The organism is Stutzerimonas kunmingensis, assembly GCF_021432085.1.
Classification (GTDB): domain Bacteria; phylum Pseudomonadota; class Gammaproteobacteria; order Pseudomonadales; family Pseudomonadaceae; genus Stutzerimonas.
The window spans coordinates 3,431,402-3,445,687 of record NZ_CP090366.1 but is presented as its reverse complement, the minus strand read 5'-3'; the positions used below and the strand labels follow the sequence as shown (position 1 = coordinate 3,445,687).

At 61.4% G+C, this 14,286-nt stretch carries 15 protein-coding genes; 12 read left to right on the top strand and 3 right to left on the bottom strand.

What is annotated here, in order from left to right:
* Positions 1 to 801, bottom strand: a complete 801-nt coding sequence (locus LW136_RS16335; RefSeq protein ID WP_045666001.1) for a cytochrome C assembly family protein — start codon at positions 799 to 801, stop codon at positions 1 to 3.
* A 246-nt stretch (positions 802 to 1,047) separates the two neighbouring features.
* Here LW136_RS16335 and ffh point away from each other — a divergent pair, with 246 nt between their 5' ends.
* The 10 genes from ffh to thrC all read left to right on the top strand — a co-directional run bounded on the left by ffh (position 1,048) and on the right by thrC (position 10,012).
* Entirely contained in the window at positions 1,048 to 2,424 is a 1,377-nt protein-coding gene (gene ffh / locus LW136_RS16330) for a signal recognition particle protein (protein WP_014821241.1), read from the top strand.
* 203 nt (positions 2,425 to 2,627) lie between these two features.
* Complete coding sequence (rpsP, locus tag LW136_RS16325; RefSeq protein WP_003293628.1) at positions 2,628 to 2,879, top strand: 30S ribosomal protein S16; 252 nt, start codon at positions 2,628 to 2,630, stop codon at positions 2,877 to 2,879.
* 5 nt (positions 2,880 to 2,884) lie between these two features.
* The gene (rimM, locus tag LW136_RS16320) at positions 2,885 to 3,421 is read left to right on the top strand and encodes a ribosome maturation factor RimM (protein WP_125898675.1); all 537 of its coding nucleotides are present in this window, start codon (positions 2,885 to 2,887) and stop codon (positions 3,419 to 3,421) included.
* A 5-nt stretch (positions 3,422 to 3,426) separates the two neighbouring features.
* Positions 3,427 to 4,179: a tRNA (guanosine(37)-N1)-methyltransferase TrmD gene (gene trmD, locus LW136_RS16315; protein WP_234173197.1), complete on the top strand. Its 753-nt coding sequence runs from the start codon at positions 3,427 to 3,429 to the stop codon at positions 4,177 to 4,179.
* 42 nt (positions 4,180 to 4,221) lie between these two features.
* Positions 4,222 to 4,572, top strand: coding sequence for a 50S ribosomal protein L19 (gene rplS / locus LW136_RS16310; protein ID WP_003303444.1), 351 nt, complete (start codon positions 4,222 to 4,224; stop codon positions 4,570 to 4,572).
* Between the two features lie 190 nt (positions 4,573 to 4,762).
* Positions 4,763 to 5,659: a site-specific tyrosine recombinase XerD gene (gene xerD, locus LW136_RS16305; RefSeq protein WP_234173196.1), complete on the top strand. Its 897-nt coding sequence runs from the start codon at positions 4,763 to 4,765 to the stop codon at positions 5,657 to 5,659.
* 124 nt (positions 5,660 to 5,783) lie between these two features.
* Positions 5,784 to 6,509: a thioredoxin fold domain-containing protein gene (locus tag LW136_RS16300; protein ID WP_234173191.1), complete on the top strand. Its 726-nt coding sequence runs from the start codon at positions 5,784 to 5,786 to the stop codon at positions 6,507 to 6,509.
* A 104-nt stretch (positions 6,510 to 6,613) separates the two neighbouring features.
* The gene (locus tag LW136_RS16295; RefSeq protein ID WP_234173190.1) at positions 6,614 to 7,132 is read left to right on the top strand and encodes a GFA family protein; all 519 of its coding nucleotides are present in this window, start codon (positions 6,614 to 6,616) and stop codon (positions 7,130 to 7,132) included.
* 82 nt (positions 7,133 to 7,214) lie between these two features.
* Positions 7,215 to 8,519, top strand: a complete 1,305-nt coding sequence (locus LW136_RS16290) for a homoserine dehydrogenase (RefSeq protein WP_003303438.1) — start codon at positions 7,215 to 7,217, stop codon at positions 8,517 to 8,519.
* Between the two features lie 83 nt (positions 8,520 to 8,602).
* Positions 8,603 to 10,012 (top strand): threonine synthase, encoded by a 1,410-nt coding sequence (gene thrC, locus LW136_RS16285; RefSeq protein WP_014821234.1) that lies wholly within the window; start codon positions 8,603 to 8,605, stop codon positions 10,010 to 10,012.
* A gap of 118 nt (positions 10,013 to 10,130) precedes the next feature.
* On the opposite strand, the gene rnt is transcribed toward thrC, so the two are convergent.
* Together rnt and pyrC are read right to left on the bottom strand one after the other, a co-directional pair.
* Positions 10,131 to 10,805, bottom strand: coding sequence for a ribonuclease T (rnt, locus tag LW136_RS16280; protein WP_023444744.1), 675 nt, complete (start codon positions 10,803 to 10,805; stop codon positions 10,131 to 10,133).
* On the bottom strand, positions 10,802 to 11,845 hold the full coding sequence (pyrC, locus tag LW136_RS16275; protein ID WP_234173189.1) for a dihydroorotase: 1,044 nt from the start codon (positions 11,843 to 11,845) through the stop codon (positions 10,802 to 10,804). Before pyrC ends, rnt begins: the two co-directional genes overlap by 4 nt.
* Before the next feature lie 164 nt (positions 11,846 to 12,009).
* Here pyrC and LW136_RS16270 point away from each other — a divergent pair, with 164 nt between their 5' ends.
* Entirely contained in the window at positions 12,010 to 12,900 is an 891-nt protein-coding gene (locus LW136_RS16270) for a flagellar protein MotY (RefSeq protein ID WP_014819500.1), read from the top strand.
* An 87-nt stretch (positions 12,901 to 12,987) separates the two neighbouring features.
* On the top strand, positions 12,988 to 14,205 hold the full coding sequence (locus tag LW136_RS16265) for an argininosuccinate synthase (protein ID WP_041014740.1): 1,218 nt from the start codon (positions 12,988 to 12,990) through the stop codon (positions 14,203 to 14,205).
* The last annotated feature ends 81 nt before the right edge of the window (positions 14,206 to 14,286 follow it).

Below are 14,286 nucleotides of genomic sequence, written 5' to 3'. Positions count from 1 at the left end.
TCAGATGTGCAGGATGAATTCGCGGACGAGCTTGCTGCCGAAATACGCCAGCATCAGCAGGCAGAAACCGACCAGTGTCCAGCGGATAGCCTTGTAGCCGCGCCAGCCAAGCTGGTGGCGCCCCCACAGCAGCAGGCCGAAGACGATCCAGGCAACCACCGAAAGGAGTGTCTTGTGGACCAGGTGCTGCGCAAAAAGGTCATCAAGAAACAGCCAGCCGGAAAGCAGTGAGGCGGACAGAAGCAGCCAACCTGCCCAGAGAAAGCCGAACAACAGGCTTTCCATCGTCTGCAGAGGCGGGAAGTTGCGGATCAGGCCCGAGGGATGCTTGTGCTTGAGGTGATGATCCTGCAGCAGCAGCAACAAGGCCTGGAAGACCGCAATGGTCAGCATGCCGTAGGCCAGGATCGACAGCAGGATATGCGCGAGTATGCCCGGCTCCTCGGCAATCGCAGGTGCAGTGCCGGATGGGGCGAACTGGGCGAAGAGTACCGTCAGGCAGCCCAGTGGAAAGAGCAGCAGCAGCAGGTTTTCCACTGGCATCCGATACAGCGCCAGTAGTATCAGCAGAATGACAGCGGCGGCAATCAGGCTTGAGGCGGTGAAGAAGTCCAAGTGCAGGCCGCTTGGTGATATCAGCTGGATGAAAAGGCTGATCCCATGGGCAAGCAGAGCGAGCAGTCCGACTGTCAGCAGTAGACGTCTGTCCGGCACGGCGCGTTGCGCCAGACGCAAACTTTGATAACCCGTGGCGCCGGCATACAGAGCCGCGGCGGCAAGGCTGGGTAGCAGAGGGTGCATAAGTTCCGGTAACGGGCTCGAAAGGTCGTGAGTGTGGCACAAAGACCCGAGGCGCAAAAGCGGTGGCCGGGTTACGGATCGTCACGGCGTGCGATGCGCCGCATGCTGCGCCATCCATCCCTGGCTTCGGGTCGCGCGGCGGCTGGCGCGGCCAGGTAAATACGAAAAGCCGTGCAGTCGGGGTACCGGCCGGACGCCCGCACCTTCTATAATCTCGCCCTTCAGCACCCCAGCGTGGAATGGCTCATGTTCGAAAACCTAACCGACCGCCTCTCACAAACGCTTCGCCACGTCACCGGCAAGGCGAAGCTGACCGAGGACAACATCAAGGACACGCTGCGTGAAGTGCGGATGGCGCTGCTCGAGGCCGACGTCGCACTGCCGGTGGTCAAGGAGTTCGTCAATCGGGTCAAGGAGCGCGCTGTTGGCACCGAGGTCTCGAAGAGCCTGACTCCGGGTCAGGCGTTCGTGAAGATCGTTCGCGCAGAGCTGGAAGAGTTGATGGGCGCGGCCAACGAGGACCTGGCGCTTCAGGTCACTCCGCCGGCCGTGGTGCTGATGGCCGGCCTGCAGGGGGCGGGCAAGACCACCACCGTGGGGAAGCTGGCGCGCTTCCTCAAGGAGCGCAAGAAGAAGAGCGTGCTGGTGGTTTCGGCTGACGTCTATCGTCCGGCTGCGATCAAGCAGCTCGAAACCCTGGCCGGCGAAGTGGGTGTGACCTTCTTCCCTTCCGATATCAGCCAGAAGCCGGTGGAGATCGCCCAGGCGGCCATCCGTGAAGCCAAGCTCAAGTTCATTGACGTGGTACTGGTGGATACTGCCGGTCGTCTGGCCGTTGATGCCGAGATGATGGCCGAAATCCAGGCTGTACACGCCGCGATCAATCCTGCCGAAACGCTGTTTGTGGTCGATGCCATGACGGGCCAGGACGCGGCAAACACCGCCAAGGCGTTCGGCGAAGCGCTGCCGCTGACCGGTGTGGTGTTGACCAAGGTGGATGGCGATGCGCGTGGTGGTGCCGCGCTTTCGGTGCGGCACGTGACCGGGAAGCCGATCAAGTTCCTCGGCATGGGCGAGAAGAGTGACGCCCTTGAACCTTTCCATCCGGATCGTATCGCCTCGCGCATCCTCGGCATGGGCGATGTGCTCAGCCTTATCGAGCAGGCCGAGCAGACCCTTGATCGCGAGAAGGCCGAGAAGCTCACCAAGAAGCTCAAGAAGGGCAAAGGGTTCGATCTCGAGGACTTCCGCGATCAGCTGCAGCAGATGAAGAACATGGGCGGCCTTGGTGGCTTGATGGACAAGCTGCCATCGATCGGTGGCGTCAACCTGTCGCAGATGGGGCATGCTCAGGGCGCAGCGGAGAAGCAGTTCATGCAGATGGAGGCAATCATCAACTCGATGACGCCTGCCGAGCGACGCAATCCTGACATCATCAGTGGATCGCGCAAGCGCCGTATCGCCATGGGGTCAGGTACCCAGGTGCAGGATATCGGCCGGCTGATCAAGCAGCACAAGCAGATGCAGAAGATGATGAAAAAGGTCACCGGCAAGGGTGGCATGACCAAGATGATGCGCGGCATGGGCGGCATGTTCCCAGGCGGCGGCATGCCGAAGTTCTAGAGAGTGTCTTGTCGCGGCGCTGAGCCGCGACGTAATGCGGTCTGCAGCCTGATGCCGGGTATCGCCTAGCTCCGGCTGAGACCTTTAGTAAAAGAGTTTGCAAAATCCCCGGCATTCCTTAAAATGTGCGGCCTTTCGGGCCTAGGCCCATTTTAAGTGTGTGCCTTAAGTAAGTTAGCACCGACTACAGGAACGATGTTCACATGGTAACTATTCGTCTCGCCCGTGGCGGCTCCAAGAAGCGCCCTTTCTACCACCTGACCGTGACCAACAGCCGCAACCCGCGTGATGGTCGCTTCGTCGAGCGCATCGGTTTCTTCAACCCGATCGCCACTGGTGCGGAAGTGAAGCTTTCTGTAAACCAGGAGCGCGCTACTTACTGGCTGAGCCAGGGCGCACAGCCGTCTGAGCGCGTTGCTCAGCTGCTGAAGGAAGCTGCCAAGGCCGCTGCCTGAATCTCATGAACGCAACGTCTGCTCCGGTCGATGACCTAGTTGTCATCGGCAAGATCGTTTCGGTGCATGGCGTGCGCGGTGACGTAAAGGTCTATTCCTTTACTGATCCGATCGACAACCTGCTGGACTATCGACGCTGGACGCTGAGGCGAGGCGACGAGGTGAAGCAGGTCGAGTTGGTCAAGGGGCGCCTCCAGGGGAAGATCCTGGTGGCAACGCTGAGTGGGTTGGATGATCGCGAAGTTGCGCGTACCTACGCCGATTTCGAGATATGCATCCCGCGTAGCGAACTGCCCGCCTTGGACGACGGTGAGTACTACTGGTATCAGCTTCAGGGCTTGAAGGTCATCAATCAGGCTGAGCAGTTGCTTGGTCAGATCGATCACCTGCTTGAAACCGGAGCCAACGACGTGATGGTCGTGAAGCCTTGTGCTGAAAGCCTGGACGATCGCGAGCGTCTGCTGCCTTACACCGATCAATGCGTGTTGAAGATCGATCTGGTAGCGGGCGAGATGCAGGTCGATTGGGACGCGGATTTCTGAACGGCATGTCCGCTTTGCGCGTCGAGGTCATCAGCCTTTTCCCGGATATGTTCGCAGCGATATGTGACTACGGGATTACCAGTCGTGCCGTGAAGCAGGGGTTGTTGCAGTTGACCTGCTGGAACCCCAGAAGCTACACCGAAGACCGCCACCAAACAGTGGACGACCGCCCATTCGGCGGTGGCCCCGGCATGGTGATGAAGATCAAGCCGCTCGAGCTTGCCTTGGCTGACGCCAAACAGGCTGCGGGTGGGACGGCGAAGGTGATCTACCTCTCGCCGCAGGGGCGCCAGCTGAAACAGGCTGATGTCCGCGAGATGGCAAAAGAGGATGCGCTTATCCTGATTGCCGGTCGCTACGAAGGTATTGATGAGCGCTTCATCGAAGCGCATGTCGATGAGGAATGGTCGATTGGTGATTACGTGTTGTCCGGTGGCGAGTTGCCGGCAATGGTGCTGATCGACGCCGTGACGAGGCTGCTTCCGGGCGCCCTGGGTCATGCTGGTTCCGCCGAGGAGGATTCGTTCACCGACGGCCTGCTCGACTGTCCGCACTACACGCGTCCTGAGGTGTATGCGGGTAAATGTGTTCCTGATGTGCTGCTCAGCGGCAACCACGAACACATCCGACGCTGGCGCTTGCAGCAGTCCCTTGGAAGGACCTGGGAGCGACGCGCCGATCTTCTGGATAGCCGCTCGCTTTCTGGAGAAGAACAGAAGCTGCTGGCGGAATACATCCGCCAGCAGGACGATAGTTAACGTATCGATGGCAACCCACAGGGTTGACCTTAGGAGCACAGCATGACCAACAAGATCATTCAGCAGCTCGAAGCCGAGCAGATGAACAAAGAAATCCCGCCGTTCGCACCGGGCGACACCGTTATCGTTCAGGTGAAGGTGAAGGAAGGCGAGCGTCAGCGTCTGCAGGCCTTCGAAGGCGTCGTGATTGGCAAGCGCAACCGCGGTCTGAACAGTGCTTTCACCGTTCGCAAGATCTCCAATGGTGTAGGCGTCGAGCGTACTTTCCAGAGCTACAGCCCGATGGTCGACAGCATCAGCGTCAAGCGTCGCGGTGACGTGCGCAAGGCCAAGCTGTACTACCTCCGCGCGCTGTCCGGCAAGGCCGCCCGCATCAAGGAAAAGCTGGTCTAAGACCGCGGTTCCGCAAAAAAGCAGCCCTCGGGCTGCTTTTTTCGTTTCTAGGGCCTGCTGATTCCGGCGGAGCGAGACTTGTGCCTGCGATTGGGGCGGCGATCGGATGAAGAGATTCCGATTCGTTTGCGCTCTGGCCGCATCGGGACGCCTGTGGAAAACTGTTGCACCCCTTCTGATTGAAGCTGTCATGCCTGCACTCGACGACCCCATCATCGACCGTTACCTCGATGCGCTCTGGCTGGAAAAAGGGCTGGCGGACAATAGCCGCGAGGCCTACCGCAGCGACCTCGCATTGTTCAACGGCTGGCTGGAGGAGCGAGGCGTTCGACTTGCCACCGCCGGGCGCCAGATCATTCTCGATCACCTCGCATGGCGTCTGAACAATGGTTACAAGGCGCGCTCCACGGCGCGCTTTCTGTCAGGCTTACGGGGCTTTTATCGCTACCTGTTACGCGAGGGCGAGATCGCCGTCGATCCGACCTTGCGCGTGGATCTGCCACGGCTTGGACGTCCCTTGCCGAAAGCGCTGTCCGAAGCCGATGTAGAGGCATTGCTGGCGGCGCCAGATATTGGAGAGCCGTTAGGTCTGCGTGACCGCGCCATGCTCGAGGTGCTTTATGCCTGCGGGTTGCGGGTTACCGAGTTGATCAGCCTGACGCTCGAGCAGGTCAGCACGCGCCAGGGCGTCGTGCGAACGTTCGGCAAAGGCAATAAAGAGCGTCTTGTGCCGCTTGGCGATGAAGCTTTGCACTGGCTGGAGCGTTATCAGCGCGATGGTCGTGATCTCTTGCTCTCGGGCAAGGCCAGTGATGTGCTGTTTCCCAGTCAGCGCGGTGGCCAGATGACACGCCAGACCTTCTGGCACCGGATCAAGCTGTACGCGAAGGTCGCTGGTGTCGCCGCATCGATTTCACCGCATACCTTGCGCCACGCTTTCGCCACGCACTTGCTCAACCATGGCGCGGATCTGCGCACCGTGCAGATGTTGCTTGGTCACAGCGACCTGTCGACCACTCAGATCTACACCCATATTGCGCGAGCGCGGTTGCAGGAGTTGCATGCGGCGCACCATCCACGCGGCTAGGGCAGAGCGCAGGCGCTGGTAGGCCGTGGTCTCGGCGGTGGCCCAGAGAAGCAGCTAGCAGTTTGTACGGCACGGCTATGATAGGCTTTGCGCCTTTCCCCGATTGTCGCTGCCAGGAGTTTCCATGGGCGTGATTCGTTTGTTCGCTGCCGTCGTTGCAGGTCTGGCCAGCGTTGTTGTAATGGCTGCCGATCCGGATCAGGCGATTCGCCAGTCTTTGCAGAAGATCCAGCCGGACATGCCCATCGAGGCTATTGCCGAGAGCCCGATGCCCGGGGTTTATCAGGTTCAGCTGGAGGGTGGGCGGCAGCTGTATGCCAGCGCTGATGGGCAGTTCGTCATTCAGGGCTATCTCTACCAGTTCAAGGATGGTCAGGCCGTCAACCTGACCGAGCAAGCTCAAAGCAAGTCGGTGGCCAAGCAGATCAACTCGATCCCGGCCAGCGAGATGGTGGTGTTCGCGCCCAAGGAACCCAAGACCCATATCACCGTATTTACCGATACTGACTGTGGCTACTGCCAGAAGCTGCACAGCGAGGTTTCGCAGTTGAACCGCCTCGGAGTTGAGGTTCGCTATGTCGCGTTTCCGCGGCAGGGCATGGGTAGCCACGGGGCCAATACCCTGACCAGCGTGTGGTGCGCCAAGGATCGCCAGGACGCCATGAACAAGGCCAAGGCGCGTGAAGATCTGCCCACAGCCAGCTGCGAGACGCCTATCGAAAAGCAATATCAGCTTGGCCAGATGATCGGCGTACAGGGCACGCCTGCCATCATTCTCGCCAACGGTCAGATGATTCCTGGCTATCAGCCGGCGGCCCAGCTAGCGGAAGTTGCGCTCGCTGCCGAGTAATGCGTTGAGGCCATTGGTCCGATTCATTCGGGCTGATTGCCGATAGTGGAACTGGCTGGCCTGATGCGTTCAAAACCCTAAGGGTCTGAATGAGGAGGGTCGTGATGAAGCTCGAAGGTTCCTGTCACTGTCAGGCTGTGCGGTTCAGCCTAGAATCCGCGCAGCCGTATCCTTTCATGCGCTGCTACTGCTCGATCTGTAGCAAGACTGCGGGTGGCGGCGGCTACGCGATCAATCTTGGTGGTGACTATCGAAGCCTGCAGGTCGAGGGGCGGGAGCATCTTGGCGTCTACCAGGCGCATATCACCGATGCCGAGACTGGCGAGGTGAAGATCAGTGATGGTCGCCGCCACTTCTGTCGACACTGCGCCAGTGCGTTGTGGTTGTGGGATCCGAACTGGCCCGAGCTCGTGCATCCCTTTGCATCGGCGATCGACACCGATCTGCCCATCCCGCCGGAGCACACGCATCTGATGCTCGACTCCAAGGCCAGTTGGGTAGAGCCGCAGGTACAGGGACATGATCGCTGTTTTGCCGAATACCCGGATGAGTCGCTCGCGCAATGGCATCAGCGGTTGGAACTTGACGACGGGGCGCGCCCGCCGCAAGGCGAGGCTGATTGACTAAAAGCTGCTCCCTTCGTAATGTGCGACTCTTTTGTCGACCGGCAGGTCCGGTCGTCTCGCTGTGAATGGGGAGTTCAGCTTGAAACCGGTGAAAGTTGGCATCTGTGGGCTGGGAACCGTCGGTGGCGGTACCTTCAATGTGCTCAAACGCAACGCCGAGGAGATTGCCCGCCGTGCCGGGCGCGGAATCGAGGTTGCGCAGATTGCCACCCGGCACCCGAATCCCAAGTGCGATACCGGTACGACAGCCATCACGGCGGACATCTTCGATGTCGTGAACAACCCCGAAATCGACATCGTTGTCGAGCTGATCGGCGGTTATACCCTGGCCAAGGAGCTCGTCCTCAAGGCCATCGAGAATGGCAAGCATGTGGTCACCGCCAACAAGGCGCTGATCGCCGTGCATGGCAACGAAATCTTCGCCAAGGCGTGCGAGAAGGGCGTAATCGTCGCCTTCGAAGCCTCGGTCGCGGGTGGTATTCCGGTCATCAAGGCGATTCGTGAAGGGTTGGCCGGTAACCGCATCAACTGGCTGGCGGGAATCATCAACGGCACCGGCAACTTCATCCTCACCGAGATGCGTGAAAAGGGGCGGACCTTCGAGGACGTTCTCAAGGAAGCCCAGGAGCTCGGCTACGCCGAGGCCGACCCGACCTTCGACGTCGAGGGCATTGATGCCGCGCACAAGCTTACGATCCTGGCGTCCATCGCTTTCGGGATCCCGCTGCAGTTCGACAAGGCTTACACCGAGGGCATCGCGCGCCTGACCACGGCTGATGTGAATTACGCCGAAGCGCTGGGCTATCGCATCAAGCATCTGGGCGTCGCCCGCCGCACCGATGCTGGCATCGAACTGCGCGTTCATCCGACACTGATTCCGGCCGACCGCCTGATCGCCAACGTCAATGGCGTGATGAATGCGGTCATGGTCAATGGCGATGCCGTCGGCAGCACGCTTTACTACGGCGCCGGTGCAGGCATGGAGCCGACCGCTTCGGCAGTCGTAGCCGACCTCGTGGATGTGACCCGGGCCCTGACCACCGATCCGAACAATCGCGTGCCGCATCTGGCGTTCCAGCCCGACTCGCTGTCCGATCATCCAATTCTGCCGATCAGTGCCTGCGAGAGCGCCTACTACCTGCGCATCCAGGCCAAGGACCATCCGGGCGTGCTGGCTCAGGTGGCAACCATTCTCTCCGAGCGTGGCATCAACATCGAGTCGATCATGCAGAAGGAGGCCGAAGTCCAGGACGGTCTGGTTCCTGTGATTCTGGTGACCCATCGAGTGGTCGAGCAGCGTATCGACGATGCTATCGCTGCGTTGGAAGCCCTCGATGATGTGGCGGACAAGGTCGTGCGCATTCGCGTCGAACAGCTCAACTAACCAAGCCGCAGGCCGCAGCTGCAGGACGGAACAGCCTGATACCTGCAGCGCCAGCCTGCCGCTCGAACCGAAGGTTTGAACAAATGCGCTACATCAGCACTCGCGGCCAGGCGCCGGCCCTGAACTTCGAAGACGTCCTGCTGGCCGGCCTGGCCAGCGATGGCGGCCTGTACGTGCCGGAGAACCTGCCGCGGTTCACCGTGGAAGAAATTGCCTCCTGGGCCGGCCTGCCGTATCACGAGCTGGCCTTTCGGGTCATGCGCCCGTTCGTTGCCGGCAGCATTCCGGACGCCGACTTCAAGCGAATCCTCGAAGAAACCTATGGCGTCTTCGCCCATAGCGCCATCGCCCCGCTGCGTCAGCTAAACGGCAACGAGTGGGTGCTGGAGCTGTTTCACGGCCCAACCCTGGCGTTCAAGGATTTCGCCTTGCAGCTGCTCGGTCGTCTGCTCGATCACGTGCTGGCCAAGCGTGGCGAGCGCGTGGTGATCATGGGCGCCACCTCCGGTGATACCGGTTCGGCGGCCATCGAAGGCTGCAAGGCCTGCGACAACGTCGACATCTTCATCATGCACCCGCACAACCGCGTATCCGAGGTGCAGCGCCGGCAGATGACCACCATCCTCGGCGACAACATTCACAACATCGCCATCGAAGGCAACTTCGACGACTGCCAGGAGATGGTCAAGGCCAGCTTTGCCGACCAGGGTTTCCTCAAGGGCACCCGTCTGGTGGCAGTCAACTCGATCAACTGGGCGCGGATCATGGCCCAGATCGTCTACTACTTCCACGCTGCGCTGCAGCTCGGCGGTCCGGCGCGCTCCGTGGCGTTCTCAGTGCCGACCGGCAATTTCGGCGACATCTTTGCCGGCTATCTGGCGCGCAACATGGGCCTGCCGATCAACCAGCTGATCGTTGCCACCAACCGCAACGATATCCTGCATCGCTTCATGTCCGGCAACCGCTACGACAAGGACACCCTGCACGCGTCGCTGTCGCCGTCGATGGACATCATGGTGTCGTCGAACTTCGAGCGTCTGCTGTTCGACCTGCATGGTCGCAACGGCAAGGCCGTGGCCGAATTGCTGGATGGTTTCCGTGCCAGCGGCAAGCTGTCGGTGGAAGAGGAACGCTGGGCCGAAGCGCGCAAGCTGTTCGATTCGCTGGCTGTGGATGACGAGCAGACCTGCGCCACCATCGCCCAGGTTTTCAAGGAAACCGGCGAGGTGCTCGATCCGCATACGGCTATCGGTGTGCATGCCGCGCGCGAATGCCGTCGCAGCCTGAGCATCCCGATGGTGACACTGGGCACCGCGCACCCGGTGAAATTCCCGGATGCGGTGGAGAAGGCGGGTATTGGCCAGGCACTTGCCCTGCCGGCGCATCTGGCTGATTTGTTCGAACGCAGCGAGCGTTGCACGGTGCTGCCGAACGAACTGAAGGCCGTTCAGGCCTTCGTTGGCCAGCACGGCAACCGGGGTAAGCCGCTGTAACGCTGCGGTAATACAAAAAAGGCCAGTCGCATGACTGGCCTTTTTTCGTTTACAGCGTCGATCTCGACTGCTGGCATTGCAAAGCGGGCCTTCGCCCCGATGCTCCGTATCCCGGACGTTACTCGTCGAACTCTTCCCAACCGCCCATTTCTCGCCAACGATTGACGATGCCGCAGAACAGCTCGGCGGTCTTCTCGGTGTCGTACCGGGCCGAGTGCGCCTCGCGGCCGTCGAAGTCGATCCCGGCGGCCTGGCAGGCCTTGGCCAGCACAGTCTGGCCGTAGGCAAGGCCAGCGAGGGTGGCGGTGTCGAAGCTGGAGAAGGGGTGGAACGGGTTGCGCTTGATCTCGCAACGAGCGATCGCTGCGTTGAGAAATCCCAGGTCGAAGCTGCTGTTATGACCGACCAGAATCGCGCGCTTGCAGCCGGCGGATTTCACCGCCTTGCGCACGCTGCGAAAGATATCGGTCAGGGCCTGCGATTCGGGCACGGCCATGCGCAGCGGATGGTCGAGCTTGATGCCGGTGAACTCCAGCGCGGCTGCCTCGATGTTGGCGCCAGCGAAAGGCTCCACGCGGTAGAACAAGGTGTCCTGCGGGTACAGCAGGCCTTGCTCGTCCATGCCGATGGTCACGGCCGCAATTTCCAGCAGCGCATCCGTTGCGCTGTTGAAGCCGCCGCACTCGACATCGATCACCACTGGCAGGAAACCACGGAAACGCCGCGCCATCGGCGAGCGGGGTTTGCCCGGCAGGTGCTCTTCGAGCTCGTCTTCGAAGTGTTCTTCGCTCATGCGTTCGTCTCCAGACGCCAGTGCAGTCGTTCCCCGGCACGCAGCGGCACGACGACCTGCTCACCGAATGGCAGATTGGCCGGCACGTTCCACTCCTCGCGCACCAGGGTGATCTGCGTGGTGTTGCGCGGCAGACCGTAGAAATCCGGACCGAAGTGACTGGCAAAGGGTTCCAGTTTGTCCAGCGCCTGCCGCTGCTCGAAGGCTTCGGCGTACAGCTCGATGGCCGCATGCGCGGTATAGCACCCAGCACAACCGCAGGCAGCTTCCTTGGCGTGCTGTGCGTGGGGGGCCGAGTCGGTGCCGAGGAAGAACTTCGGGTTGCCGCTGGTGGCGGCATCCAGCAGGGCTTCCTGGTGAACGTTGCGCTTGAGCACCGGCAGGCAGAAAAGGTGCGGACGAATGCCGCCGACCAGCATGTGGTTGCGGTTGTACAGCAGGTGGTGCGCGGTGATGGTGGCGCCGACGTTGGTGCCTGCCGCCTGGACGAACTGCACGGCGTCACGGGTGGTGATGTGCTCGAACACTACTTTCAGGGTTGGGAAGCGCGCGGTGACGCGACTCAACTGCTCGTCGATGAAATGCTTCTCGCGATCGAAGATATCGATCTCGCTGCGCGTGACCTCGCCGTGGACCAGCAAAGGCAGGCCGACCTCGGCCATGGTTTCCAGCACACCGAAGATGTTGTCGATCGCGGACACGCCGGAAGCGGAGTTGGTGGTCGCGCCTGCCGGATATAGCTTGGCGGCATGCACGAAGCCGCTGGCCTTGGCCTGGCGGATATCGTCAGAACTGGTGCTGTCGGTGAGATAGAGCACCATCAATGGCGTGAAATCACTGCCGGCCGGCCGAGCCGCCAGGATGCGCTGGCGATAGGCTTCGGCCTCGTCGGCATTGCGTACCGGTGGCACCAGGTTCGGCATGATGATGGCGCGGGCGAACTGGCGAGCAGCATCCGCGACGGTGTGAGGCAGGGCGGCGCCGTCGCGCAGGTGGATGTGCCAGTCGTCGGGGCGCAACAGGGTGAGTCGGTCGGACATGCAGGGGTTTCCAGGCGGGTGAAACGTGCGCGAATGCTACCGGAAAAGCCCGGAGACGGCATCTTGCCTTCGTCTGCCAGGCTTGGGCACTGACCGTGACACACTCAAGTTTGCCGGTCGGGCACCGATACCTAGAAGGAATACGCATCCTCTCGGAGTTCATCGTGCGCCTGCGCCCCCTCGTACTGTTGTGCCTGCTCGCTTCACCGGCCAACGCCCTGACATTCCAGACGCGGCTGGAACGGGTGCAATGGCAGGTGGAGGGCGATCAGTTCGAGTGTCGACTGACCCAGCCCATCGCCGGTTTCGGCAGCGGCGAGTTCGTCAGGCGTGCCGGCGAACAGGCGGTCTTTCGTCTGCACTCGCCGGAGCGCTGGCTTCGCGCCGGCTCGGCGACACTGCTTGCCGCAGCGGCGCCTTGGCAACCGTCACGCAGCGATATCAATCTCGGCGTGGTCACCGTGAGTGGTGGCGATATTCCGTTCAACAGCACCCAGCTACAGGCCGGGCGCCTGCTCAGCGGCCTGCTCGAAGGGCGTAGCCCGGTGGTTCGGCATCGCACCATGCACGGCGGCGATACCCTGGAGATTCGCCTGTTGCCGGCGCGCTTCGGCAAGGCTTACGAGGACTACCGCGCCTGTACGGCCAAGCTGCTGCCAGTCAATTTCGATCAGGTGCGCCAGTCGCAGATCGGTTTCCCGAGCAGCGATGTGGTGCTGGACGCTCAGGGGCGCGCCAGGCTCGATGTCGTTCTGCAGTACATGCGCGCCGATCCCAATGTGAATCGCATCGAACTTGATGGCCACTCGGACAACAGCGGCAATCGCCTGCTCAATCGTGATCTGTCGCGCCGTCGCGCACTGGCGGTTCAGGAGTACCTGGTCGCCAACGGCATAGCACTGGAGCAGATCACCCTGCGCTTCCATGGCGAGCGCTATCCGCTGGTGGCCAACAGCAGCGAGGCCAATCGCGCGAAGAATCGGCGTGTCACCTTGCGCCTGGCGCGAGAAGCGGCGCCTCCTGCGCCCTCGGCTCCCGCCGTCCCGTCGTCTTGATTGCCGCCGCAGCGGCGCGCCCCTGTAAAAGCCAGCCCATGACCGGTAGAATCGCAGGCTTTCCGTACAACCCGTGGAGCTGATGGCATGGCGGACGTTAAGAAGGTAGTTCTGGCCTATTCCGGTGGCCTGGACACCTCGGTGATTCTGAAGTGGCTGCAAGACACCTATAACTGTGAAGTGGTGACCTTCACCGCCGACCTCGGCCAGGGCGAAGAAGTCGAGCCAGCGCGCACCAAGGCGCAGGCTCTGGGCGTCAAGGAAATCTACATCGACGACCTGCGCGAAGAGTTCGTGCGCGACTTCGTCTTCCCCATGTTCCGTGCCAACACCGTTTACGAAGGCGAGTACCTGCTGGGTACCTCCATCGCCCGTCCGCTGATCGCCAAGCGCCTGATCGAGATCGCCAACGAGACTGGTGCCGATGCCATCTCCCACGGTGCCACCGGCAAGGGTAACGACCAGGTGCGCTTCGAGCTGGGCGCCTATGCGCTCAAGCCTGGCGTCAAGGTGATCGCTCCCTGGCGCGAGTGGGATCTGCTGTCGCGCGAGAAGCTGATGGACTACGCCGAGAAGCATGCCATCCCGATCGAGCGCCACGGCAAGAAGAAGTCGCCTTACTCCATGGATGCCAACCTGCTGCACATCTCCTACGAGGGCGGTGTGCTGGAAGACACCTGGACCGAGCACGAAGAAGACATGTGGCGCTGGACCAAGTCGCCGGAAGCGGCGCCGGACACCCCCACCTACATCGAACTGACCTACCGCAAGGGCGACATCGTCGCCATCGATGGCAAGGACATGACTCCAGCTCAGGTCCTGGCCGAGCTGAACCGCATCGGCGGCGAAAATGGCATCGGCCGCCTCGACATCGTCGAGAACCGCTATGTCGGCATGAAGTCCCGCGGCTGCTATGAGACGCCCGGCGGCACCATCATGCTCAAGGCCCACCGCGCAATCGAGTCGATCACCCTCGACCGCGAGGTCGCGCACCTGAAAGACGAGCTGATGCCCAAGTACGCCAGCCTGATCTACAACGGCTACTGGTGGAGTCCCGAGCGCAGCATGCTGCAGCAGATGATCGACGCTTCCCAGGTCAACGTGAACGGCGTCGTGCGCCTGAAGCTGTACAAGGGCAACGTCATCGTCGTCGGCCGCAAGTCCGACGATTCGCTGTTCGATGCCAACATTGCGACCTTCGAAGAGGATGGCGGCGCCTACAACCAGGCGGACGCCGGCGGCTTCATCAAGCTCAACGCCCTGCGCATGCGCATCGCTGCCGGCAAGGGCCGCACCCAGTTCTGATAAGCTGGCGCGCCTGAGCCAACCGACCCCGGCCATGTGCCGGGGTTGTACTTTCTGCACTGCCACAAGCGCTGCCGAACG